The organism is Streptomyces ambofaciens ATCC 23877 (assembly GCF_001267885.1).
In the GTDB taxonomy this organism is placed as follows: Bacteria; Actinomycetota; Actinomycetes; order Streptomycetales; family Streptomycetaceae; genus Streptomyces; species Streptomyces ambofaciens.
Window position 1 is genome coordinate 4,794,850 of record NZ_CP012382.1, and the last position, 23,653, is coordinate 4,818,502.

19 protein-coding genes are annotated in these 23,653 nt (G+C 73.2%); 13 read left to right on the top strand and 6 right to left on the bottom strand.

The genetic code is table 11. From position 1 onward, the window contains the following. Window positions 1–122 precede the first annotated feature (122 nt). Window positions 123–296, top strand: coding sequence for a hypothetical protein (locus SAM23877_RS40280; RefSeq protein WP_167355237.1), 174 nt, complete (start codon window positions 123–125; stop codon window positions 294–296). Window positions 297–405: 109 nt separating this feature from the next. Here SAM23877_RS40280 and SAM23877_RS21555 read toward each other — a convergent pair whose 3' ends face one another. Then, window positions 406–960 carry a hypothetical protein gene (locus SAM23877_RS21555; protein WP_053135686.1) on the bottom strand — a complete coding sequence of 185 codons (555 nt, stop codon included), beginning with the start codon at window positions 958–960 and terminating at the stop codon, window positions 406–408. A gap of 161 nt (window positions 961–1,121) precedes the next feature. Between SAM23877_RS21555 and tsaB the strand changes: the two genes are divergently transcribed. From tsaB to SAM23877_RS21595, 8 genes are all read left to right on the top strand, one after another. Beyond that, window positions 1,122–1,775 carry a tRNA (adenosine(37)-N6)-threonylcarbamoyltransferase complex dimerization subunit type 1 TsaB gene (gene tsaB, locus SAM23877_RS21560; protein ID WP_053135689.1) on the top strand — a complete coding sequence of 218 codons (654 nt, stop codon included), beginning with the start codon at window positions 1,122–1,124 and terminating at the stop codon, window positions 1,773–1,775. A gap of 50 nt (window positions 1,776–1,825) precedes the next feature. Continuing rightward, window positions 1,826–2,311, top strand: coding sequence for a ribosomal protein S18-alanine N-acetyltransferase (gene rimI / locus SAM23877_RS21565; RefSeq protein ID WP_053142720.1), 486 nt, complete (start codon window positions 1,826–1,828; stop codon window positions 2,309–2,311). Further along, complete coding sequence (gene tsaD / locus SAM23877_RS21570) at window positions 2,304–3,434, top strand: tRNA (adenosine(37)-N6)-threonylcarbamoyltransferase complex transferase subunit TsaD (protein WP_053135693.1); 1,131 nt, start codon at window positions 2,304–2,306, stop codon at window positions 3,432–3,434. The genes rimI and tsaD overlap by 8 nt, the downstream gene beginning before the upstream one ends. Then, the gene (locus SAM23877_RS21575) at window positions 3,431–3,688 is read left to right on the top strand and encodes a hypothetical protein (protein ID WP_053135696.1); all 258 of its coding nucleotides are present in this window, start codon (window positions 3,431–3,433) and stop codon (window positions 3,686–3,688) included. The genes tsaD and SAM23877_RS21575 overlap by 4 nt, the downstream gene beginning before the upstream one ends. A gap of 187 nt (window positions 3,689–3,875) precedes the next feature. After that, on the top strand, window positions 3,876–4,925 hold the full coding sequence (locus SAM23877_RS21580) for a LacI family DNA-binding transcriptional regulator (protein WP_053135699.1): 1,050 nt from the start codon (window positions 3,876–3,878) through the stop codon (window positions 4,923–4,925). Between the two features lie 242 nt (window positions 4,926–5,167). Further along, a complete protein-coding gene (locus SAM23877_RS21585; protein WP_162492158.1) occupies window positions 5,168–6,223 on the top strand; it encodes an LCP family protein in 1,056 nt (351 codons plus the stop codon). A 107-nt stretch (window positions 6,224–6,330) separates the two neighbouring features. Further along, on the top strand, window positions 6,331–6,687 hold the full coding sequence (locus SAM23877_RS21590; RefSeq protein ID WP_053135702.1) for a YciI family protein: 357 nt from the start codon (window positions 6,331–6,333) through the stop codon (window positions 6,685–6,687). A gap of 44 nt (window positions 6,688–6,731) precedes the next feature. Beyond that, window positions 6,732–7,982 (top strand): RNA polymerase sigma factor, encoded by a 1,251-nt coding sequence (locus SAM23877_RS21595; protein ID WP_053135705.1) that lies wholly within the window; start codon window positions 6,732–6,734, stop codon window positions 7,980–7,982. A 17-nt stretch (window positions 7,983–7,999) separates the two neighbouring features. Here the strand turns inward: SAM23877_RS21595 and SAM23877_RS21600 are convergent, their stop codons facing one another. Continuing rightward, entirely contained in the window at window positions 8,000–9,181 is a 1,182-nt protein-coding gene (locus tag SAM23877_RS21600; protein WP_053135708.1) for a class I SAM-dependent methyltransferase, read from the bottom strand. Between the two features lie 162 nt (window positions 9,182–9,343). Between SAM23877_RS21600 and SAM23877_RS21605 the strand changes: the two genes are divergently transcribed. The 4 genes from SAM23877_RS21605 (at window position 9,344) to groL (ending at window position 13,333) form a co-directional block, all read left to right on the top strand. After that, window positions 9,344–10,213 carry a polysaccharide deacetylase family protein gene (locus tag SAM23877_RS21605; RefSeq protein ID WP_053135712.1) on the top strand — a complete coding sequence of 290 codons (870 nt, stop codon included), beginning with the start codon at window positions 9,344–9,346 and terminating at the stop codon, window positions 10,211–10,213. Then, window positions 10,210–10,929, top strand: coding sequence for a polysaccharide deacetylase family protein (locus SAM23877_RS21610; RefSeq protein WP_053135715.1), 720 nt, complete (start codon window positions 10,210–10,212; stop codon window positions 10,927–10,929). The genes SAM23877_RS21605 and SAM23877_RS21610 overlap by 4 nt, the downstream gene beginning before the upstream one ends. A gap of 349 nt (window positions 10,930–11,278) precedes the next feature. Further along, complete coding sequence (gene groES, locus SAM23877_RS21615) at window positions 11,279–11,587, top strand: co-chaperone GroES (RefSeq protein WP_053135717.1); 309 nt, start codon at window positions 11,279–11,281, stop codon at window positions 11,585–11,587. Between the two features lie 120 nt (window positions 11,588–11,707). Beyond that, the gene (groL, locus tag SAM23877_RS21620) at window positions 11,708–13,333 is read left to right on the top strand and encodes a chaperonin GroEL (protein ID WP_053135720.1); all 1,626 of its coding nucleotides are present in this window, start codon (window positions 11,708–11,710) and stop codon (window positions 13,331–13,333) included. A gap of 149 nt (window positions 13,334–13,482) precedes the next feature. On the opposite strand, the gene SAM23877_RS21625 is transcribed toward groL, so the two are convergent. The 4 genes from SAM23877_RS21625 to SAM23877_RS21640 are packed head-to-tail and all read right to left on the bottom strand — an operon-like array spanning window position 13,483 to window position 23,610. Further along, a complete protein-coding gene (locus tag SAM23877_RS21625; RefSeq protein ID WP_079030346.1) occupies window positions 13,483–15,624 on the bottom strand; it encodes a DEAD/DEAH box helicase in 2,142 nt (713 codons plus the stop codon). Further along, complete coding sequence (brxD, locus tag SAM23877_RS21630; RefSeq protein ID WP_053135723.1) at window positions 15,621–16,964, bottom strand: BREX system ATP-binding protein BrxD; 1,344 nt, start codon at window positions 16,962–16,964, stop codon at window positions 15,621–15,623. The genes SAM23877_RS21625 and brxD overlap by 4 nt, the downstream gene beginning before the upstream one ends. Next, window positions 16,961–19,693, bottom strand: coding sequence for a BREX-2 system phosphatase PglZ (pglZ, locus tag SAM23877_RS21635; protein ID WP_053135726.1), 2,733 nt, complete (start codon window positions 19,691–19,693; stop codon window positions 16,961–16,963). Before pglZ ends, brxD begins: the two co-directional genes overlap by 4 nt. Beyond that, the gene (locus SAM23877_RS21640) at window positions 19,693–23,610 is read right to left on the bottom strand and encodes a BREX-2 system ATPase PglY family protein (protein ID WP_053135729.1); all 3,918 of its coding nucleotides are present in this window, start codon (window positions 23,608–23,610) and stop codon (window positions 19,693–19,695) included. The genes pglZ and SAM23877_RS21640 overlap by 1 nt, the downstream gene beginning before the upstream one ends. Between the last annotated feature and the right edge of the window lie 43 nt (window positions 23,611–23,653).

Sequence of the window (23,653 nt, forward strand, 5' to 3'; positions counted from 1 at the left end):
GGAGCGTTCCGACAAGGCGTCGGCAAGATATTGCGTTCGGGGTCTTGCGCGTGGTCACATGGTACCCAGCTCGTGGTTAGGGTTGCCTAACTGCGCCCGCCCCCGACCTTCAGGAGGCGTCCATGTCGAAGACCGAGCCGCAGGCCCGGCCGAGGCCGCAGTCGTCCGGGCTCGCCGGGGTGTCCATGCGGGACCTGCTCGCGTCCTGCGCCGCCGCGACGGCGGTCTCCACGCCGCCGCCCGCGCCCGAGCCGACGACGCGCCGGCCCGCCCGGGAGCACCGCGAGGCCGCCTGACCCTGTCGGGCGGCTCCGCCCCCGCTCCGGGCTCCGCACCCGCTCCGGGCTCCGCACCGCTCCCGGCCCCGCGCCCCGTCCGCGGTGCCCGCCCGGCGCGTCCGGCGCCTCAGGGGACGACGACGACCGGCTGCCCGATCGTCGCGAACCGCCACATCGCGTCGCCGTCCGCGCGGGTCTGCCGGATGCCGCCGGTGCGTTCGCCCGGGTCGGGCTTCGCCATGGAGCCGTCCACCGCCGCACTGAACCCGATGACCACGTCCTTGACGCCGGCGAACCGCACGACGTGCTCGACCGGGATGCCGTCGGACCCGGTGACCCGGTTCGAACGGGACGTGACCGCGTAGGTGCCGGGCGCCGGGTCGACCGTGCTGGGCGTGACCTTGAAGGTGCGCTGGACCTTGTCCCCCGCGTCCACCAGCCACACCCGGTCGTCGTCCACCGAGTACACCACCCGTTCGCCCCTCCCGGACCCCGTGGGCAGCGCCTCCGGATGCCGCCGGTCGCGGGGCGCCTTGGAGGCGCCGGGTGCCGGCGTGCTGCTCGCGTGGCTCCGCTCCAGGGCGGCCGGAGCGCCGGCCGACGCCTGGTGGGCGAGGACGCCGATCGTCGTGAGAGCCGCCGCGGTGAGGCCGGTGACGAAACCGGCGCTGCTGCTGACCACTGCCGACCACCTCGTCGTCGTATGGCGTGCGTCTGTTTCCCGGCGACGGTAGCAGTACGTGACCGGTTGAACGCGTGGAGCAACGCGGCGGCACCGGCGGCCGTGCCGGGCCGGCTCACCGGGCGTCCGCCGGGCGTCCCGTGGCGCCGTAGGCTGTTTGCGTGCTCTTGCTCGCTCTGGATACCGCCACGCCCGCCGTGACCGTCGCGCTGCACGACGGTACGGACGTCATCGCCTCGTCGAGCCAGGTGGACGCACGCCGGCACGGTGAGCTGCTGCTGCCCGCCGTCGACCGGGTGCTCGCCGAGGCCGGCCTGCGGCTCGACGCCGTCACCGGCATCGTCGCCGGGACCGGCCCCGGCCCGTACACCGGGCTGCGCGTCGGCCTGATGACCGCGGACACCTTCGGGCTCGCCCTCGGGGTCCCCGTGCACGGCGTGTGCACACTGGACGGCCTCGCCTACGCCACCGACCTGGAGGGCCCCTTCGTGGTGGCGACCGACGCCCGCCGCAAGGAGGTCTACTGGGCCCGGTACGCCGACTCCCGCACCCGCCTCACCGACCCGGCGGTCGACCGGCCCGCCGACATCGCCGAGCGGGTCGCCGGGCTCCCGGCCGTCGGCGCGGGCGCGCTGCTCTACCCGGACACCTTCCCGCAGGCGCACGAGCCGGAGCACGTGTCCGCCGCCGCCCTGGCGTCCCTGGCCGCCGAGCGGCTCGCGGCGGGCGAGGAGCTGCCCGCGCCCCGGCCGCTGTACCTGCGCCGGCCCGACGCCCAGGTCCCCAAGAACTACAAGGTGGTCACCCCCAAGTGACCGGAGCGACCGAGTCCGTGACCCCGCCCGCGCCCACCGGCCTGCGCGAGATGCGCTGGTGGGACATCGACCCCGTGCTCCGGATGGAGCGCGAGCTGTTCCCGGAGGACGCCTGGTCGCGGGGGATGTTCTGGTCAGAGCTGGCCCACGCGCGCGGCCCCGGGGCGACCCGGCGGTACCTGGTCGCCGAGGAGGACGGCCGGATCGTCGGCTACGCGGGCCTGGTGACCTCCGGGGAGCAGGCCGACGTGCAGACCATCGCCGTCGCCCGCGACCACTGGGGCACCGGTCTCGGCGCGCGGCTGCTGACCGAGCTGCTGCGGGCGGCGACCGCCTTCGAGTGCAGCGAGGTGCTGCTGGAGTGCCGGGTGGACAACACCCGCGCCCAGCGCCTCTACGAGCGCTTCGGCTTCGAGCCCATCGGCTTCAGACGCGGCTACTACCAGCCGGGCAACGTCGACGCCCTGGTCATGCGGCTGACCGACCCTTCCACCTCCGTACCGGGAACCGAGCGAGGAACCGACAACCATGGCTGACCCACGCGACGAGCCTCTCGTCCTCGGGATCGAGACCTCCTGCGACGAGACCGGCGTCGGCGTCGTCCGCGGCACCACCCTGCTGGCCGACGCCGTCGCCTCCAGCGTCGACGAGCACGCCCGCTTCGGCGGGGTCGTGCCGGAGGTGGCGAGCCGCGCCCACCTGGAGGCGATGGTCCCCACCATCGAGCGCGCCCTGAAGGAGGCGGGCGTCAGCGCCCGCGACCTCGACGGCATCGCCGTCACCGCGGGCCCCGGCCTCGCCGGCGCCCTGCTGGTCGGCGTCTCGGCGGCCAAGGCGTACGCCTACGCCCTCGGCAAGCCCCTCTACGGCGTCAACCACCTCGCCTCGCACATCTGCGTCGACCAGCTGGAGCACGGCCCGCTGCCCGAGCCGACGATGGCGCTGCTCGTCTCCGGCGGGCACTCCTCCCTGCTGCTGTCGACGGACATCACCTCCGACGTCCGCCCGATGGGCGCCACCATCGACGACGCGGCCGGCGAGGCCTTCGACAAGATCGCCCGGGTGCTGAACCTGGGCTTCCCCGGCGGTCCGGTCATCGACCGGTACGCGCGCGAGGGCGACCCGAACGCGATCGCCTTCCCGCGCGGGCTCACCGGTCCGCGCGACCCGGCCTACGACTTCTCCTTCTCCGGGCTGAAGACGGCCGTGGCCCGCTGGATCGAGGCGAAGCGGGCGGCGGGGGAGGAGGTGCCGGTGCGGGACGTGTCGGCGTCCTTCCAGGAGGCGGTCGTGGACGTGCTGACCCGCAAGGCGGTGCGGGCCTGCAAGGACCAGGGCGTCGACCACCTGATGATCGGCGGCGGCGTGGCCGCCAACTCCCGGCTGCGGGCCCTGGCCCAGGAGCGCTGCGAGGCGGCCGGAATCCGGCTGCGCGTGCCGCGGCCCAAGCTGTGCACGGACAACGGTGCGATGGTGGCCGCCCTCGGTGCGGAGATGGTCGCCCGGGGCCGGGCCGCGTCCGACTGGGACCTCTCGGCGGACTCTTCGCTGCCGGTGACGGACCCGCACGTGCCGGGCGCCGGTCACGCGCACGGGCACGGCGGTGCGCACGGGCACGACCACGTGCACGAGGTCAGCAAGGAGAACCTCTACTCGTGACCGTCGCGCTGATGTGGGAGGCGCGGGCCGTGCCCGGCCGGGGCGGGGACCTGCTGGCCTGGGTCCGCGCACAGCCGCTCGGCGGCGCCCCCCTGCGCCGGGAGGTCCTGCGCGCCCCGCAGGACCGGGTCCTCGTCATCACCTGGTGGGACGCCGCCTACGACGCCGAGCTGCCGGAGGTTCCCGAGCCGGACGGGGACCTGGTCACGCGGGCCGTGCACCGGTGGCGGTTCGAGTCGGTGGCCGAGGACTGACCCGCGAGGTCGCGAGCCCCGCGTCCCCTCGCGGACGTGAACGCCTCGGGATCGGGAGCCCCTTCCGTTCATGAGCGGCGTGCGGCTGTCCCGGATCGAATGTTTCGCTTCCTAGGGCGAATGATCGGAGGGCTCATGGACAACCGAAGACTGCGTCAGAGAGCCCCACAGGGTTACGATCGCCGCCATGACATCCCCGCAGCCCGCTGAAACCCGGACGCAACGGCGATCCGCGCAGACCGCGACCCTCGCCGAGATCGCGCGCGAAGCCGGTGTGTCGGCGCCGACTGTTTCGAAGGTCCTCAACGGCCGCGCCGACGTCGCCCCCGCGACCCGGGCCCGCGTGGAGGAGCTGCTGCGCGACCACGGCTACCGGCGCAGGCGCGCCGAGGCGACCCGCTCGCCCCTGATCGACCTGGTCTTCCACGAGCTGGAGAGCGCCTGGGCGATGGAGGTCATCCGCGGTGTGGAGAACGTGGCGCGGGACACGGGGCTCAGTGTCGTGCTCTCCGAGAGCGCGGGGCGCCTCACCCCCGGCCGGACCTGGGCCGACCAGGTGGCCGCCCGCCGTCCGCACGGTGTGATCCTCGTCCTGTCCGACCTCGACGAGTCCCAGCGGGCGCTGCTCACCAGCCGCTCCATCCCGTTCGTGGTGATGGACCCGGCCGGCGACCCGGGCGCCGACGTGCCGTCCATCGGCGCCACCAACTGGCAGGGCGGGCTCGCCGCCACCCGGCACCTGGTCGAGCAGGGGCACACCCGTATCGGCGCGATCAGCGGACCCACCCGGATGATGTGCAGCCGCGCCCGCGTGGACGGCTACCGGGCCGCGCTGGAGACGGCCGGGCTGCCGGTCGACCCGGACCTGATCGTGACCGGCGACTTCCACCACGAGGCCGGCTACCGGCAGGGCCTGGCCCTGCTGCGCCGCCCCGACCGGCCGACCGCCGTCTTCGCCGGCAACGACCTCCAGGCGCTCGGCCTGTACGAGGCCGCGCGCGAGCTGGGCCTGCGCATCCCGCAGGACCTGAGCGTGGTCGGGTTCGACGACCTGCCGGTGGCCCGCTGGGTGGGGCCGCCGCTGACGACCGTACGGCAGCCGCTGATGGAGATGGCCGAGGCGGCGGCCCGGCTGGTCCTGGACCTCGGGCGCGACGACGGCTCCGCGGCGGCGACCCGGGTGGAGCTGGCCACCAGCCTGGAGGTGCGCAGCAGCACGGCACCGCCCGCCGTCTGACCGAGACCGGATCGGCCCACCGGACGAAACGTTCGACACGCCGCGGCATCCTTCGGCGCTCCCGGGTGCCTCACGGCGGCCCTCGGCGTCTTTCGGTGGCTCTCGGCATCCTCAGAAGTCTGAGAATTTCCGCAGAATGTCGGCCCGTGTGTCCCCGCTCCCAACAATTCGGACTTATGTTCCTGGCGATGGGGCATTCGCGTGGGGACGCGAACGGGACCGGCACGGGCGGGGGCGGACGCATGGCTGCGCGGGACGCGCGGAGTGCGCGGGGCGGGCGGAGCGGGCTCCGTGGGCGTTCGAGAGGGCTGAAGGCGGCCGGGCTCGCCCTGGCCGGCGCGCTGCTGCTCGGGGTGGCCGCGGCGGGCTGGGCCTACTGGCACCTGAACGGCAACATCCGCAGCGTCGACATCAACGGGGCGCTGGGCGACGACCGCCCCGCGCGGCCCGTCGCCGCCCCCTCCGCCTCGCCCTCCGGGTCCCCGGTGCCCACCGGCGCCCTGAACATCCTGGTCCTCGGCTCGGACTCGCGCGGCGGTGAGGAGAACCAGGAGCTGGGCGGCGGCGACAGCGAGGGGGCCCGTTCGGACACGGCGATGGTCGTCCACCTCGACGCGGGCCGGACCGCCGCCACCGTCGTCAGCATCCCCCGGGACACGCTCGTCACCCGCCCGTCCTGCCCGCTGCCGTCCGGCGAGCAGACCCGGGAGGCGAGCGGTGCGATGTTCAACTCCGCCTACGCCCTGGGCGGGCCCGTCTGCGCCGTCAAGACCGTCGAGACGCTCACCGGGGTCCGCATGGACCACTACGTCGAGATCGACTTCTCCGGCTTCGCCGAGCTGGTCGACGCGCTCGGCGGGGTCACCGTCACCACCGACGTGGACATCGACGACGACAAGAGCCACCTCCGCCTGGAGGCCGGCACCCACCACCTCGACGGCACCGAGGCCCTCGGGCTGGCCCGCACCCGGTACGGACTGGAGGGCGGCAGCGACCTCGCCCGCATAGAGCTCCAGCAGAAGCTGGTCAAGGCGTTGCTGGAGCGGATCTCCGGCACCGACCTGCTCGGCGACCCCGCCCGGCTCTACCAGGTCGCCGACGCGGTCACCGGCAGCCTCACCACCGACACCGGCCTGGACTCGCTGGGTGAGCTGACGAGCCTCGGACGGAGCCTCGGGGGCCTGTCGGCGGACGACGTGCGCACCGTGACGATGCCGGTGGAGCCGGCCCCCTGGGACGCCAACCGGGTGGTGGCCCGGGAACCGGACGCCGGCGACCTGTGGGAATCGCTGCGCTGAGAATTCTCCCGGGAGATTCCCCGGTGACTGTCGATCCAGGGGTGTCCCGTTCGACGCAGGGGGTGAGAGGCCGGGAGGAACCCGGCCACCGAACCCGAGGAGTCACCATGCCCCGCTACCTGTCCCTGATCCGGATCGAGGAGAGCGACGCCCTGTCCGGCGGCCCCAGCCCCGAGCTGGTGCAGCGCATGGAGCAGCTGATGGAGGAGATGACGAAGGCCGGCGTCCTGCTCGACACCGCCGGGCTGACCCCGACCGCCGAGGGCACCCGCGTCCACTACGAGGGCGGCCGGCTGTCCGTCACCGACGGCCCCTTCACCGAGACCAAGGAGGTCGTCGGCGGCTACTCGCTCCTCCAGGCCAAGGACAAGGCCGAGGCGATCGAGTGGACCAAGCGCTTCCTCAAGGTGCACGAGGAGCACTGGACGGTGACCTGCGAGGTGCGGGAACTGATGGAGGGCTGATCGGAGTTCGCCCCCGCCCGCCCGAGGGTGTTGCATGGTGGGCTGTGGAACCACAGCCCACCGAGGCCCTCGAAACCGTCTTCCGGCTGGAGTCGCCCCGCGTCATCGCCGGCGTGGCCCGCCTGGTGCGGGACGTCGGCATCGCCGAGGAACTCACCCAGGACGCACTGGTCGCCGCCCTGGAACAGTGGCCCAGGGACGGTGTGCCCGACAACCCGGGCGCCTGGCTCATGGCCACCGCCCGGCGCCGCGCCGTCGACCTGATCCGGCGCCGGGAGACCTACGCCCGCAAACTCGCGGAGGTCGGCCGCGAACTGCCCGCCGCGGCGCCGCCGCCCGCCGAACCCGCCGATCCGGAGGACATCGACGACGACCTGCTGCGGCTGGTCTTCACCGCCTGCCACCCGGTGCTGTCCGCCGAGGCCCGCATCGCCCTCACGCTGCGTCTGCTCGGAGGCCTGACCACGCCCGAGATCGCCCGCGCCTTCCTGGTCCCCGAGCCGACCGTCGCGCAGCGCATCGTGCGCGCCAAACGCACCCTGGCCACGAGGAACATCGCCTTCGAGGTGCCCTACGGCCCCGACCGCGCGGCCCGTCTCGGCTCGGTCCTGGAGGTCATCTACCTGATCTTCAACGAGGGCTACGCCGCCACCGCCGGCGACGACTGGCTCCGCCCGGCCCTGTGCGAGGACGCCCTGCGGCTGGCCCGCGTGCTCTCGGCCCTGATGCCGAAGGAGCCCGAGGTGCACGGCCTGGCCGCCCTGCTGGAGCTGCAGGCGTCCCGCACGGCCGCCCGCACCGGCCCCGACGGGGCACCGGTGCTCCTCAGGGACCAGAACCGCCGCCGCTGGAACCGCATGCTGATCGCCCGCGGCATCACCGCCCTCGACCGCGCCCGCACCACCGGCTCCGGCGCCCCTGGCCCGTACGTCCTCCAGGCCGCCATCGCCGCCTGCCACGCGACCGCGGTCACGTACGAGGAGACCGACTGGCCGCGCATCGCCGCGCTCTACGGCCTGCTCGCGGCCCGCACCCCGTCCCCGGTGGTCGCCCTCAACCGCGCGGTCGCCGTGTCCATGGCCGAGGGACCGGCCCCCGCACTCGCCCTCGTCGACGCCCTCGCCGCCGAACCCGCCCTGCGCGACTACCACCTGCTCCCCAGCGTCCGCGGCGACCTGTTGCTGCGCCTCGGCCGCGGAGCGGAGGCGCGCACCGAGTTCGAGCGCGCCGCCTCGCTGGCCCGCAACGCGCGCGAACGCGAGCTGCTGGCCCGCCGGGCGCGGGAGTGCGGCTAGGGAGTGCGACCAGGGGGTCAGGATCTGCCCGCCGGGTGCCCGATCAGCATCGTCGGCGCCCCGGCGACCCGGGTCATGAACACCGTCGCCGCGTTCGGCCCCTGCGGCTTGACCTTGCGCCGCAGCTCCTCCGGCTCGACCGCCGAGCCGCGCTTCTTCACGGTCAGCGTGCCGACCCGGCGCTCCCGCAGCAGCGCCTTCAGCTTCTTGACGTTGAAGGGCATCAGGTCGGTGATCTCATAGGCGGTGGCGTACGGCGTCGGCCGCAGTTCGTCCGCGGTGACGTAGGCGATGGTCGGGTCGATCAGCCCGCCGTCCAGCTCCTGGGCGACCTCGGCGACCAAGTGGGCGCGGATGACGGCGCCGTCCGGTTCGTACAGGTACCGGCCGGGCGTGCGGACCTCCGGGTCGGGCAGGCCGGTGCCGAGCAGGGTGCGGGGCCCCGGCAGCAGCGTGGCGCGCACGGTCCTCGGCGCGGTGCCGAACCACAGCACCGCCTCCTTCACGTCCCCGCCGTCGGAGATCCACTCGGCCTCGGCGTCCGGCGGCACCACCTCGTGCGGAATCCCGGGCGCCACCTTCAGCGCGGCGGCGCGGGCGGCCGTACGGGCGGCCTGGACCGCCCAGGACAGGGGCGGCGAGTAGGCCTCGGGGTCGAAGACGCGGCCCCGCCCGCCCCGCCGGGCGGGATCGACGAACACGGCGTCGTACCCGGCGGTGTCCACCTCGGTGACATCCGCCTCGCGCACCTCGATCAGCTCACCCAGGCCCAGCGCCTCGGCGTTGGCGCGGGCCGCCGCGGCCGTCGCCGGGTCCCGGTCCACGGCCAGCACCCGGATGCCCTCGCGGGCCAGCGCGATCGCGTCGCCGCCGATCCCGCAGCACAGGTCGGCGACGGAGGTCACGCCGAGGGCCGCCATCCGCCCGGCCCGGTACGCGGCCACGCTCGCCCGGGTCGACTGCTCCACCCCGTGGGGCGTGAAGTACATCCGCCCGGCGTCCTCGTCCCCGAACTTCGCCACCGCCCGCTGCCGCAGCCGCGCCTGCCCGAGCGCCGCGGACACCAGCTCGGCCGGGTGCGTGCGCCGCAGCCGGGTGGCGACGGCAAGCTCCCGCGCCGGGTCGGTGCCGCGCACCTCGTCGAGGAGGGCGCGGCCCTCGGGGGTGAGCAGGGCGAGGAGGGCGTCGAGGTCGTTCACCGGGACATTGTGGGCCAGTCGGTGGACGGTGCGCTCCCGGCGCGGTGTCGGGCGGGGTTCCGCGGTCGCGGACTGCGAGGATCCGGCACCATGCGAGCAGTCGTACAAAATGACAAAAGCCGGACGTCCCGCGCCTTCCGGACGTCTTCCCCCGGACTCCGGTTGCGCGGCGGTGTCGCCGCGCTCGCCGTCGCCGCCCTCGCCTGCGGCTGTGCGCAGGACGCCTCCGAGGTCCACGGCGCCTCCGGCCAGCAGCCCCTCCAGGCGCCCCCCGCCCGCGCGCTCGACGCCTACGCGTCCAAGCTGCGCGCGGCCCAGGCCGCCCGGGTCGCCGCGGCCAAGCGCTGGAACCTGAAGAAGGTCCCGCTGACGGCCCCGCCGCCCCCGGCGAAGAAGCCGCAGATCAAGGCGCGCAAGGGGTTCGAGGTCACCGGCCAGGAGCACCTCCCGCCGGTCTTCACCACGATCCCCACCAAGGAGAAGATCGTCTTCCTCACCATCGACGACGGCGCCGAGAAGGACCGGGCGTTCCTGCGGATGATGAGCGAACTGCGGATCCCGTACACCGCCTTCCTCAGCGACTACCTGGTGAAGGAGGACTACGGCTACTTCAAGGAGATGCAGGACCGGGGCGTCACCCTCAACAACCACACCCTCCACCACCCCTACCTTCCCGGCCTGTCCTACGCCGAGCAGAAGCGCGAGATCTGCGGCATGCAGGACGTGATCGAGAAGCGCTACGGCAGCCGCCCGACCCTCTTCCGCCCGCCCTTCGGCAACTACAACCGCGACACCCTGCGGGCGGCCAAGGCGTGCGGCATCGAGTACGTCCCGATCTGGAACGAGGAGGTCTTCGCCGACCGCTGGGACTACCGCGAGTGGGACCGGGAGATCCACCCCGGCGACATCGTCCTCACCCACTTCCGGGGCGAGGACGACTGGGACGGCACCATGCGCGACATGGTCCGCGCGTTCCTCGACAAGGTCACCGCCGAGGGATACGCGGTGGCCCGGCTGGAGGACTACCTGTGAGGCGCGGGCGGTTCCGGACGGCCGGGGCCGCCCTGGCCGCCGCACTCCTCACCGGCTGCGCCCAGTTCGCCGGCCCCGCACAGCACCCGGCGGCCGGCGAGCCCGCCCAGGGCGGCGACCGGGGGCAGAACCTGCCGCCCGTCGTGGACCACGTCCGCACCACCGACCGGGTCGTCTTCCTCACCTTCGAGGACAGCGCCGAGCGTGACCCGCGCCTCGCCGCCCTGATCCGCGAACGGCGCCTGCCGGTCACCCTGTTCCTCACCGACACGGTCGCCGGACCCGCCTACGGCCACTTCGCCCGGCTGCGCTCGGTCGGCGCGAGCCTGCAGAACCACACCCTGGACCACCGCTCCCTGCGCGGGCTGCCGCACGCGGGCCAGCGCGCCGAGATCTGCGGCCAGCAGACCAAGCTCACGGCCCGCTTCGGCGTCCGCCCCCACCTCTTCCGCCCGCCCTACGGCACGTACGACACCACGACCCTGCGCGCCGCCGCCGGCTGCGGCATCACGGCGGTCGTCCTGTGGCGCGCGTCCCTGGAGGCCGACGGCGCCCTCACCTACACCCGCGGCGAGCACCGGCTCCACCCCGGCGACATCGTGACCGTCGCGCCGGACGACCCGTCGGGCCGGGACCTGAGCGACCGTACGGCGCGTCTGCTGGAGGCGATCGAGGAGCAGGGGCTGAGGGTGGGGCGCCTGGAGGACTACCTCTGACCCCGGCCGGCGTTTCCCTCCCGGCCGGCCGTTCCAGCCCGTCCGGCGTTTCGAGGACGAGGCCGTTCAGGCCGAAAGGGGGGCCGGGGGGCGCGGCCCCAGCGACCCAGGCGCCGACGCGGGGTGCCTCCATGGACCGGCGTTCGTACGAAAACCCGCCCGACGCGCCGCAGGCATTGGCACTCCGCTTGACCGAGTGCTAATCGCGGTCATAGTCTCGGCTCTGGCACTCACCACTGGAGAGTGCCAACACAGCGACGGGCAGGTCCGGCACCCGCGACGACGGATCGACCTGGTCGCCACCTCAGACAGTTAACCCCGTGAGATCTCCGAAGGGGGAGGTCGGATCGTGACGACCACCAGCTCCAAGGTTGCCATCAAGCCGCTCGAGGACCGCATTGTGGTCCAGCCGCTCGACGCCGAGCAGACCACGGCCTCGGGCCTGGTCATTCCGGACACCGCCAAGGAGAAGCCCCAGGAGGGCGTCGTCCTGGCCGTCGGTCCGGGCCGCTTCGAGGACGGCAACCGCCTTCCGCTCGACGTGAGCGTCGGCGACGTCGTGCTCTACAGCAAGTACGGCGGCACCGAGGTGAAGTACAACGGCGAGGAGTACCTCGTCCTCTCGGCCCGCGACGTGCTCGCGATCATCGAGAAGTAGTTCACCGAAGCACCTTGCTTTCCAGCTGCGCCCCTGGCTCCCGCTAACTTTCTCAAGCCGGGCGCCCGGGGCGCAGTGCCGTATAACCCCCAAGTTTTCCGGAAGAGGGCTCACGCTCCCATGGCGAAGATCCTGAAGTTCGACGAGGACGCCCGTCGCGCCCTCGAGCGCGGCGTCAACAAGCTTGCCGACACGGTCAAGGTGACGATCGGCCCCAAGGGCCGCAACGTCGTCATCGACAAGAAGTTCGGCGCCCCCACCATCACCAACGACGGTGTCACGATCGCCCGCGAGGTCGAGATCGAGGACCCGTACGAGAACCTCGGCGCGCAGCTGGTGAAGGAGGTGGCGACCAAGACCAACGACATCGCGGGTGACGGTACGACCACCGCCACCGTGCTGGCCCAGGCCCTGGTCCGCGAGGGCCTGCGCAACGTCGCCGCCGGTGCCTCCCCGGCGCTGCTGAAGAAGGGCATCGACGCGGCCGTCGCCGCCGTGTCCGAGGACCTCCTCGCGACCGCGCGCCCGATCGACGAGAAGTCCGACATCGCCGCCGTGGCCGCGCTGTCCGCCCAGGACCAGCAGGTCGGCGAGCTCATCGCCGAGGCCATGGACAAGGTCGGCAAGGACGGTGTCATCACCGTCGAGGAGTCCAACACCTTCGGTCTGGAGCTGGACTTCACCGAGGGCATGGCCTTCGACAAGGGCTACCTGTCGCCGTACTTCGTGACGGACCAGGAGCGCATGGAGGCCGTCCTCGACGACCCCTACATCCTCATCAACCAGGGCAAGATCTCCTCCATCGGGGACCTGCTGCCGCTGCTGGAGAAGGTCATCCAGGCGGGCGCCTCGAAGCCGCTGCTGATCATCGCCGAGGACCTGGAGGGCGAGGCCCTCTCCACCCTCGTCGTCAACAAGATCCGCGGCACCTTCAACGCGGTCGCCGTCAAGGCCCCCGGCTTCGGCGACCGCCGCAAGGCGATGCTGCAGGACATGGCCGTCCTCACCGGCGCCACCGTCATCTCCGAGGAGGTCGGCCTCAAGCTCGACCAGGTCGGCCTCGAGGTGCTCGGCACCGCCCGCCGCATCACCGTCACCAAGGACGACACCACGATCGTCGACGGTGCCGGCAAGCGTGACGAGGTCGAGGGCCGTATCGCCCAGATCAAGGCCGAGATCGAGTCCACGGACTCCGACTGGGACCGCGAGAAGCTCCAGGAGCGCCTCGCGAAGCTGGCCGGCGGCGTGTGCGTGATCAAGGTCGGCGCCGCCACCGAGGTGGAGCTCAAGGAGCGCAAGCACCGTCTGGAGGACGCCATCTCCGCGACCCGCGCCGCGGTCGAGGAGGGCATCGTCTCCGGTGGTGGCTCCGCGCTGGTCCACGCCGTCAAGGTCCTCGAGGGCAACCTCGGCAAGACCGGCGACGAGGCCACCGGTGTCGCGGTCGTCCGCCGCGCCGCCGTCGAGCCGCTGCGCTGGATCGCCGAGAACGCCGGCCTGGAGGGCTACGTCATCACCTCCAAGGTCGCCGAGCTCGACAAGGGCCAGGGCTTCAACGCCGCCACCGGCGAGTACGGCGACCTGGTCAAGGCCGGCGTCATCGACCCGGTGAAGGTCACCCGCTCCGCCCTGGAGAACGCCGCGTCGATCGCCTCCCTCCTCCTGACGACCGAGACCCTGGTCGTCGAGAAGAAGGAAGAGGAAGAGCCGGCCGCCGCGGGCCACGGCCACGGCCACGCCCACTGAGCGCTGCGCTGAGCTGAACGGTGCCCAGTCCCCTGCGGGGGGCTGGGCACCGTTTCTTCGGGGCGCCGGCGGCGGACCCGCGTCTGCCCCGACGGGTCTCGTGCCGGGTGCGGCACCGCCATGGTTGCTCGCGGAGTTCCCCGCGCCCCTTACGGGGCGATTCCCTTGACGAACCTCACCGGTCCCGCGAGAGCCGCCCGGGCCCCCTCCTCGTCCGTCAGGCGCGCCGCGAGGGTGGCCTCCGCCAGGCGCGGGGGGAGGGCTTCGGCGAACTTCAGGCCGCGGACCGCGCCGGGGTCCACCTCGGGCAGGGTGAGACCCGTCTCGGCGTCCGCAACCGCCGCTCGCCACGACGGCGCGGTCACGTCGTCGCGCAGTCGCACGAACCGGTCGTCGACGAGCCGGTGACGCAGAACGACCGACGGCAGGGACGCGGCGAGGGTGGCGTTCGCCCGATGGCCGGCAAAGGTCCACCAGCGCACGTCGTTGGCTCCGCGACGGGTGATGACCGTGCCCGCCGGATGCACCACGTCCGCGTGTTTCTCGCGTGCCTCCGCCAGTCCGGCCTCCGCCCGGCGGGTCAGGACCACGGGCGGGTCGTCGCCGAGCAGCACGTCCCGCACCGCGCGGGCCAGGGTGAAGGACCGGACGCGGTGTGCTCCCGAGCCGCTCCACTTGGCACGTCCGCCCTCGTCCACGGGTTCCACGAAGCAGCGTCTGCGCCGCCAGTCGATGTAGGTCACCAGCCAGCTGCGGCCGGCCAGCAGCAGCTTCCGCGGGCCGTCGGTCTCCTCGGTGAGCAGGTCGGGATCGGTACGCCCGATCTCCGTCCGCCCGCTGAGCACGGTGAACTCGGGGGGTGCCGTGAACGAGGCCGTCAGGTTCATGAAGTGCCGATGACCGAAGCGCCGTTCGGCTTCCGGCCCGATGAACAGCGTGCCCGAGTCCTGCTCCAGGTAGCCCTCTCTCACCAGATGCCGTACGACCGGTTCGGCGGCGGTGCCGAACGGGTCGAGGCCGCCCCACCACTCCTGCCACAGGTTCTCTCCGACCCGGTGCTCCTGAAGACAGAGCGCGAGAAGCTGCTGGGCCACGAGGTGTCGAGGCTCACCCGGTGGGGTCACCGGTTCGACCCAGCCACGCGACCACGCCAGGAGCAGTGCGGCGGCGGACAGGAGCCCCGCGTCGTCCAGGGCGAGGAAGAGGCAGTTGCGGCGGGTGCCGTGACGGCGCCCGGTGCGGCCGAGTCGTTGCAGGAAGGAAGCCACGGTGGCGGGCGCGTCGAGCTGGATGACGCGGTCCAGGTCACCGACGTCGATACCGAGTTCCAGGGTGCTCGTCGAGACGATCACGCAGTCCCGGGCCTCCCCGAAGGCCTGCTCGGCCCGCCGACGTTCGTCGGTGGAGAGCGAGGCGTGGGAGAGGAACGTGGTGACGCCCCGGAGGCGGAGTTGCTCGCCCAACTCCTCGACCGTTCGCCTGCTCTCGCAGAACACAAGGCGCTTTTCACCCCGGTGCAGAGCCGCGATCACCGTTGCCGCGTTGGCCACCGATCCGACGTAGTCCAGTTCCACATCGCCCGGCGGCGGGCCGGCCGGAGCCGAGTGCTCGGGGCCGGGCAGCGTCACTCCGGGGGCGACGATCCGTCCGGGCCGCTCGCCGCGCCCGGATCCCTGAAGCCAGGCGAGCAGCTCTCGCGGGTTGCCGACGGTGGCGGACAGGCCCACGCGCTGGACCGGCCGCCCCACGAGCCGCTGGAGTCGTTCCAGTACGGCGAGCAGGTGCCAGCCCCGGTCGTCACCCGCGAAGGCGTGCACCTCGTCGACCACGACGCTGTGCAGCCCGGAGAAGAACGACCGGTGGTCCACATGCGTGCTGACCAGCATTGCCTCCAGCGACTCCGGCGTGGTCAGCAGCAGGTCCGGGCGCTGTGCCAGGATGCGGCGGCGCCGGCTGCTCGCGACGTCGCCGTGCCACAGCTCCGCCGTTCGGCCCACCCAGCCCGTGTATGTCTCCAGTCTCGGGTGCAGGTTGTTCAGGAGTGCCTTGAGCGGCGTGACGTAGAGGATCCCGGTGCCCTTCCACCCCTGCCGCTGGGCGCGGGTCAGCAACGGGAAGGCGGCGGCCTCGGTCTTGCCGCCGGCCGTGGGGGCCAGCAGCACGGCGTCCTGACCGGCCAGCAGTGGTCCGATGGCCTCCTGCTGAAGGGGCCGCAGGGAGCGCCAGCCGAGCGTATTGACGATGTGGTGGGTGAGGATCGGGTCGAGCAGGTCCAGCGCGTCGGCGCTCACGGCAGCTCCAGCTCCACGTCCCCGGCGCTCGCGGCCGCGTTGCGCTCCACCTCGTCCAGCTCCGCGGCCCTGACCGTCAGCGTGTAGTGGGCGCGGGGGTCGAAGTCGCCGAACGTGTCGACCCGGTCGAGGACGTCGGCCACCAGCTTGCGGAGGTAGAGCCGGGGGGCGATACCGGCCTTTCCGCCCAGTGATCCGGTGACGGCCCGGGCCAGTTCGTCGAGGTACGCGTCGTCGGCGCGCTCGGCGACCCGCTCGGGGTGGTGGGCCGTGGCCTCGTACACCCGACGTACCTTGCGGCCCAGTTCGCCGAGGGAGGCGAGGTCGAAGCCGGGCAGGCGGAGCTGGACGGCGCGGGGGGAGTCGAAGCGGGGATCGGTGCTGAAATCCGTCGCCAGCCGCTGGGCGAGCGGCGCGAGGCGCTGTACGCCCTGCTGCCCGTCGTAGAAGGCCGGGGTGCCGGTGACGACGAGGAACAGTCCGGGGAAGCGGCCGGCGTCGATCTCGTCCAGGAGTTGGCGCAGCGCGTTCAGGGACTTCTCCCGCACGTCACCGCGCACCCGCTGCAGCGTCTCCACCTCGTCCAGGACGAGGAGGAGCCCGGGATGCCCGCAGTCCCGCAGCACCGTCAGCAGCCCCTGGAGGAATCCGAGCGCGGCGAAGTGGTCGAGGTCGCCGCGTACTCCGGCCGCCCGCTTGGCACCGGCGGCCACGGACTTCTGCCCGCCGAGCCAGGCGATCAGTGCTTCGGCGCGGGCACCGTCGCCGGCGGCGACCGCCGTACGGTAGCCGCGGAGCGCCGCCGAGAAGGCGGGAGTGGTGCGCGCCACCTCCGTCAGACGCAGCTCCAGCAGCTCGTCCACGGCACGGCCCAGCGCGGCTTCGTCGTCCCCGTCCACCTCGCCGGCGGCGAGGACCTCCTCCTCCAGCGCGTAGAACCAGGAGTCGATCACCGCCCGCAGGGCGGACGGGGGGTGGGTGGATGTCGTCAGCCGTTCCGTGAGCCGGCGGTAGACGGTCTCCAGGCGGTGCAGCGGCGTCTCGGTCTCGGAGATCTGCACCTCGCTGACGGCCAGCCCGCGCCGCTTGGCGCGCTCGGCGAGCCAGCGGGCGAAGAACGTCTTCCCCGAGCCGTACTCGCCCCGCAGGGCGTGGAACGCCGAGCCGCCGCGGGCGGCCGTGGCGAGGTCGTCGTCCAGCGCGTCGGCGAAGCGGTCGAGCCCGACCGCGAACAGCCCAAGCCCCTGCTGGGGCACGGTGCCCCGGCGTAGCGCGTCGACGACGTCCCGGGCGCGGGCGGCGCTGATGCCGGGGCCGTCGGACCGGGGAGGGGCGTTCACGGTGCGTCACCTTCCGGGAACTGTTGCCGCAGCAGCTCCCGGTCGAGTTGGACGGTGCGTCCGGACTCGATCAGCTGCAGTACGGGATAGCCGTCGATGTTGAGCAGTCGTTCGAGCATGGTGACGAACCGCTGCGGGTTGCGTTCCGACTTGCCGGTGGCGGACTGGGCGGCCGAGGCCACGGCGGCAGGGGAGAGTTTGCCGCCCGCGTCGAGCAGCGCGTCGAGCGCGGCGGCGACGGCCGTACCGCTCGGTGCGTTCCGTACGAACTCGCGCTGTACCTCGTACGGCTTGCTGCGCACGGTCCGCTCACCGGGCGTGCCGTGTCCCGGCTGCGGGAAGAGCCCGTCGGGCTGCGGCTGTCGTGCCCGCGTGTCCTTGGCGCGGGGCGCCGATGCGGGCTTGTGCGGCTGCGCCGTCTCGTGTCCTTCCCCCCACCAGTCAGGAGCGGTGTTCTCCGCGGGCAGGGCCGTCCAGCCGGCCGGGATCTCGCTGCCCGACGGAACGAACGCCAGGACCGGCACCGTGACCTCGGCGAGCGAGGCACCGCCGTGATAGCCGGCCTGACGGGCCGTGTACCGCACGTCCTCGCGCCAGGCGGCGGTGATGCGCCCGCCCGAAGCCAGTACACGTGGCCCGGACAGTTCTACCTCGCCGGGCCGGGACGGGCCGGTGCGCCACCGGGCTCCCTGCACGCCCTCGGCGGCGGTGGGGCCGGTGTCCCGGGGGCCGCGGTCGACGACGTGTCCGTGGTCGGAGACGACCAGCACGGGCCGGCCGGCGCCCAGGGCGGCGTCGAGCAGGTCGGTCAGCTTGGCGATGTCCGACGGGCGCCACCGGGCACGCCCGTTGTCGCGCCCGTCGGCGAGGGCGTCGTCGATCGTGTTGACGATCACGCCGACGACGGTGCGCTCGTCGGCGAGCGCACCGAGCAGTTCGGGCGCGAGCCGGTGTCCGGCCGTCCCTTCGTAGCCGCCCTTGTGGAAGAGGACCGCGTCACGGTGCCGCTTCTTCCAGAACGCGGTGAACCCGGAGCGTTCCGCGTCCTGACCGCCTTCGGCGGGGGCGCCGCACAGCAGTGAGGCCCGGCTGAGCCGGGTGACCGTGGGCAGCATGGCCACGGCGGCGAGCCGGCCGGGGCGGCGGCCCGTCGGCGCGGTCGGGACGATCTCGGTCCAGGCCCGCCGGTCCAGACCGGCGGCGAGTTCGACGGCTACGTCGGCGCTCATGCCGTCCAGGACGAGGACCAGCGGTCGGCCGCCGTCCCGGGCGAGCGGCGCGGCTGCTTCCGCCAGTACGTCCTCGATGAGGAGAGCCCCGTTCGGTGCCTGCTGACAGGCGCGTTCCGTCCAGGTGGCGAGCAGCGCGGCGAACTGCTCGTCGATGCGGCGCCGCCGCTCGCGCACCCGGACGATCAGCCGGTGATAGGCGTCCGAGACCTCACCGTCGCGGGAGATGTCCCCCTCGGCGAGTATCCCCACGGCCAGGTCGGTCCAGCCCACGGACTCGATGTGCCGGCGCACGCTCTGGCCGACCGACGTCAGCTCGGGCGCCGGGGTGTCGAGCCATCGCAGCAGGCGGATCGCTGTGCGGGCCCGCTCGGTGGAATCCGCGTGCAGCGCGGCGAGCTGGTGGTCGGCCAGCTCCCGCAGGGCGCTCTGGGCCGCGGCGGACCGGCCGTCGAGTGCGGCGGCGACGGCGCGCAGTCTGCTCCGGTAGCCGGAGGGCAGCAGCCTGTCCCCGGCCAGCAGAGCGGTGAGCCGTGCGCTGTCGGCGAGCTGGTCGGCCCGTTCCAGCACGGACAGCACCCTCGCGCGTGCGTCGGCACCGGCCGGACCGCCCGCTTCCGCCTGGGCGATCCAGCGTGTCAGTACTCCGCCGGCCGCCGCCGCGAACGGCGTCAGCGCCTCGAAGGAGGCCAGAGCCCTGCCGAAGAGGGTCCCGAGGGCGAACCCGGCGTCCGCCGCCGCGGGACAGGTCAGGGCCGCGGAGGCCAGGGCGCCGAGCGGCAGTGCGTCGGCGCCGCGCCCGTCGGCGGCGAGCGCGAGCAGGGTGGGCGCCGCGGGTCCGGCCACCTGCTCCAGCCAGCCGGTCAGTCCGGCGCGCTCCGACTCGTGCAGCTCGGCGAAGCGCCGCGGCCCGACGGGTGTGCGGCTCCACTCGAAGAGGGTGTCGGCGTCCAGGTCAAGTGTCTCGCCTGCGGTGTCACCGAGCCCCACCCGTGCGGCGAGCAGGGCGCGCAGGGCCCGGTCGAGGGTGAGGACGGAGCCGGCCTTGGGCCAGCCGCCCGGTGGCTCGGACTCCAGCAGGGCGTCCAGCAGCCAGGTCTCCCGCACCATGCGGGTGTCGAGGTCGCCGACGCCGAAGAGCTGCTTGACGATGTCCGTCCGTTCCACGGCCAGCGGCCGGCGGCGTACCGCGTGGCCCCGCAGGTCCCAGCCGAGCTGATCGGCGGGGACGCTGCCGGTGACGACGAGGACGCTGTCGCCGTCGGGGTCGGTCTCGGTGAGGTGGCGCCGCCAGGCATCGGCGATGCCGAGCGGTGAGTCCTGGTCGGTGACGTGGACCCGCCGCTGCCGGTCTCCGACCCGGACGCTGAACTCCCGTTCGTCGTCGGCGCCCGCCCACACGGCGTCCACGAGGACCAGCCGCCGGACGTCGGCGCGGGACAACTCCGCCTCCAGCAGCACCTCGACGGCGCGCCGCCCGGCGGCCGGCCGTGCCCCCATCAGCGCGGCTCCCCGGCGCCCTCGGCGGAGTCGGCTCCGTCGGCCTCCTCGGCGGCCTGTACCGGACGCCAGCTGATCTCGACGGCGGCGTCCGGGTGTGCGGCGAGGAAGGTCTGGATGTCGTCCCGTACCCCGGCCAGTTCGCCCGCCAGTAGCTCCTCCAGCGGGGTCGTCCCCGCGGAGGCGACGACCCGGCGCCCTGTGCCGGGCGTCCGTGCGGGCGTTGCGGTCGGGCTCGTCGGCCCGGCGGGGGCGGGGGTGGGTTCGGCGGGGGGCGGCACCTCACGGTTCGGCGCTCCCGGGTGGTGCGTGGCCACTTCCGGCTGGTCGATCCGTACGTCCTCGGGCCCCGGCGCGGGCTGCTGGCGCGGCGTGAAGACGTTCTCCACGGTCAGCGCCGCGTTGATGATGGCGTTGGCCTTCTCCCCGGACTCGGCGAGCACGGGCACCAGCGACCGTTCGAACTCGGAGGCACGCGCGGCCACGGCGATCTCGTCGAAGAGCCGCCGCGCGCGGTCGCCCACACCGTCCTCACGGCCGATCAGCCCCCGCACGTTGGTGAGGGCCGGCCAGGCCGCGTCGTCCAGCGCGCGCAACACCTCACCCGCGCTGCCCATGGCGGTGCTCAGGTCCCGTTCCGACGCGGTGAACGAGGCCGTGGCCAGCTCCCGTACGAGGGCGGTGGCGTCGCTGCCGTGGCGGGTCAGCCGGGCCAGCAGCGCGGCCGCCTCGCGCAGGATGGCCGGACGGGGCGCGGCCTCGCCGGGGGTGTCGAGGCCGAGTAGCGTGGCGTGCCGCTCCAGCGACGTCCGCACGCCCGCCACGTCCTTCTCCCAGGCCTCCGCCTTGGCCCTGACGTCCTCGGCCAGCCGGTTGACGGTGCGCGCGTACATCGCCGGCTTGGCGGAGACGCCGAACAGCCGCGCAGCGCGATCCCGTGCCGCCCCGTACTCCTCCTCGCTGGGCAGCGGCTGGGCCCGCAGCGACCAGCCGGGGCCGATCTCGTGCAGGGCGGGAGCCTGCCGCTCCGGACCGCCCTGATAGACCCAGGCCCGGTCGTCGAGCAGCGCGTACGCGGCGATGAGGAGGTTCCCGGTGAGCTTGTCGAGGCCGCCGTGTCCCAGATCCTTGGTGATCCAGCCGCGGATGTCCTCGACGGCGAGGTCGCCGCGCTGCTGGTGCGCGGAGGCGATCTGGTTGATGCGGGCGCGCCAGTCCCGTCGCATGACCAGGGGGCCGTCGTGGACGGTGCCCAGTTCCAGCGGCTCCACGATCCGCTTGACGGTCTTCAGGTGGTGGCTGTCGACGTTCTTCGCGCGGCCGCCCTCGTCCATGGCCCGGGTGATCCACTCAAGGGCGGTACGCAGCTCGCCCGCCGTCACCGCCTTGCGCTGCCCCCTGCCGTCGAGCCCGAAGTCGGGGTGCTTGGGGTAGAGGGCGGAGAACATGCCGTCGGCCAGGTGCTGCACGTTCGCCTCGAAGCCCTTGCCGCCCTCCTCGCGCGGCTGGGCGTACTCCGGCTGGAGCGACAGCACGTGCCGACCGTCGGGCACCTCGGGGCCGGGGTTGGCGTCGGTCCGCCCGGCCAGGCCGTACACCTCGGCGAGCGCGCCGGTCAGCTGGTCGGTGAGGGTGTCGCGGGCCACCTCCAGCTGTCGCCGGACCTTGGTCCGGTCGTCGGGCGGGAAGGTGCCGGTGTAGTCGGTGAGCCGGTCGCGTTCCAGCAGGAAGCCGATCCGCATCAGCCGGCCGAGCTGTGCCTTGCGCTGGTCGGAGAAGAAGTCGGTGAGCCAGACCAGGACGGGGGCGGTGATCCCGGCCTTCTTCAGCTCCTCCACCCGGTGGAAGTCGTCGCTGGGGTAGTGGTCGCCGTCGTCGAAGGGGTAGTCGACGACGAACCGCACGTTGCCCGCGGTCGCCGGGGCGAACTGCTCGTCCGGCAGGTCGGAGCGGTCCCGGACGTTGCCGAAGACGAACTCAGCGACGCGCCGGGTGCCCCGCCAGACGATCTCCTTCTCCGCGACGAACTGCCCGTCGCGGACCCCGATCGCCTCCCACAGCCGGTCGCGCAGCCACACCCGGCGAACGCCCGCCTTGTCCTCCTCGGCGACGGCGTCGAGCAGCGGCTCGATGTCGAGGTCGGACAGGTGCAGCGAGAACACGGGGTCGGCCTCGCCGTCGGACCGCACCTCGGAGGGGAACGTCGCCTGAAGGTCCCGCATCCGCCGTACGACGACGTCCCCGGCGGGCACGGTCCGTGAGCGCACCGAGCCGTGGTTGAGGGCCGCGAGCCGCGCTCCCGTCAGCCGGCGGAGCGCGGGCACGTCGGGAGCGAGCGCGCCCAGCAGCAGCGTCTTGACGAACCGGTCGTCGGCCAGGAAGTCGGCGTGGGTGTCGGAGCCGTACTTGCCGAGCAGGTGGGTGCGCGCCTTGCCGTAGAACTTCACGGCGGCCTCCGACTCGCGCTTGAGCCGGTCGGTGAAGGCGGCGCCCGTGCCGTCGACGAGCACGTCCCACAGGTCACCGAGGGGGATCAGCCGGCCCACGGCGGCGTCGGCGTTGCGCTGCAGGAGCTGCTGGACGAGCTTCAGGCCGGTGCGCTCGCGCTGCAGGGCGCCGGAGAGGGCGACGAGGACGTTGAGGAGCGCCGGGGAGAGCGGGTACACGGCCCGGAAGCCGTCCCAGTCGGCGTGCGTGGCACCACCGCCGTCCAGCAGGATGTCCTTGACCTGCTGGTTGGAGCGGTCGATGCCGGCGAAGGCGGTCTCCAGGACCGGCTCCTTGCCGGGCAGCGGCTTCAGCACCCGCTCCTTGATGATCTCCGGCAGGTTGCGGTCCTCCAGGTCGACGATCTCGAACCGCTCGTTCAGGTACTCCAGCGCCTGTTCCATCGCCTTGACGTCGGCGCCGAGCACGTCGGTGCCGACCAGCTGGGACAGGTCACGCTGCCGCGAGATGAAGGACACGATCGGCACCGGACGGTCCGCGTCCCCCGACTCGATCAGCTTCACCAGCTTCTGGATCTCGCTGTTGACGAAGGTGCGTTCCTTCATGTGCGCCTGGAGCCACAGCACCAGCTCGTCGAGGAACAGCACCACGCCGTCGAAGCCCAGCCCGCGCGCGTGCCGGCTGATGGCGGACAGTCCGTTCTCCAGGGGCACGTACTTGGCCGCGTCGCCGTGCGCGCTCTCGGCGTACGACCGCATCGGTCCGGTGAGCAGTGCGGACACGAGCCGCTCGCGCCGCTCGTCCCCGGCGGGTGCGGCGAAGGCGCCGTCCAGCTCCGCGGAGGTCCACGACCCGCCGGCGCCGATCACCTTGAGCTCGCCGTCCTCGTCGTCGCCGCCCGGGGTGTCGGCGGGCAGCAGCCCGACGAAGGCGTCGTCCCCGAGCCGCTCCCGCATGCCCCGCGCGTCCGCGAGCATCGCGTCGGAGCGGAACACGGTCGGCGTCGGCGCGTCCGGGTAGCGTTCGCGCACCACCCGCACGTACCCGCCGAGCAGCGCCTCGTCCAGGTTGGCGGCGCCCACCAGGTGGTACGGCACCATGAGGAACCGCTTGCCGCGCAGCCAGTCGTCGTGCTCGGCCACGATCTCCCGCAGTCGCGGCTTGGTGCGTACGGACGGGTCGCCGTTCAGCACCGCGTGCAGCACGGTCAGGAAGTGGCTCTTACCGGCGCCGAAGGAGCCGTGCAGATAGGCGGCGTACGACGCGTTCTTGCGCACGGCACCGCGCACCAGCTTCAGCGCCTTGCCGAACTGCTCCTGGAGCTGCGGCGTGACGACGTACTCCTCGACGCGCCCGGCGGCCTTCCCGGTGAAACCCTGGGACAGCTCGACCTTGAAATCGCCGGCGTACACGTCCTCCTTGATGTCGAGGACGTCCCTCAGCACGACGCTGTCGCCACCCCTGGCCATATCAGCCGCTCCCGCTCCCCGTAGCCCGCACAAGTCCCTCTTA

Coding starts and splice junctions, on each gene's coding strand:
- SAM23877_RS40280 (WP_167355237.1), top strand. CDS start 123: ATGTCGAAGACCGAGCCGCAGGCCCGGCCGAGGCCGCAGTCGTCCGGG.
- rimI (WP_053142720.1), top strand. CDS start 1,826: ATGCGCTGGTGGGACATCGACCCCGTGCTCCGGATGGAGCGCGAGCTG.
- tsaD (WP_053135693.1), top strand. CDS start 2,304: ATGGCTGACCCACGCGACGAGCCTCTCGTCCTCGGGATCGAGACCTCC.
- SAM23877_RS21580 (WP_053135699.1), top strand. CDS start 3,876: ATGACATCCCCGCAGCCCGCTGAAACCCGGACGCAACGGCGATCCGCG.
- SAM23877_RS21585 (WP_162492158.1), top strand. CDS start 5,168: ATGGCTGCGCGGGACGCGCGGAGTGCGCGGGGCGGGCGGAGCGGGCTC.
- SAM23877_RS21590 (WP_053135702.1), top strand. CDS start 6,331: ATGCCCCGCTACCTGTCCCTGATCCGGATCGAGGAGAGCGACGCCCTG.
- groL (WP_053135720.1), top strand. CDS start 11,708: ATGGCGAAGATCCTGAAGTTCGACGAGGACGCCCGTCGCGCCCTCGAG.
- pglZ (WP_053135726.1), bottom strand. CDS start 19,693: ATGGGGGCACGGCCGGCCGCCGGGCGGCGCGCCGTCGAGGTGCTGCTG.
- SAM23877_RS21640 (WP_053135729.1), bottom strand. CDS start 23,610: ATGGCCAGGGGTGGCGACAGCGTCGTGCTGAGGGACGTCCTCGACATC.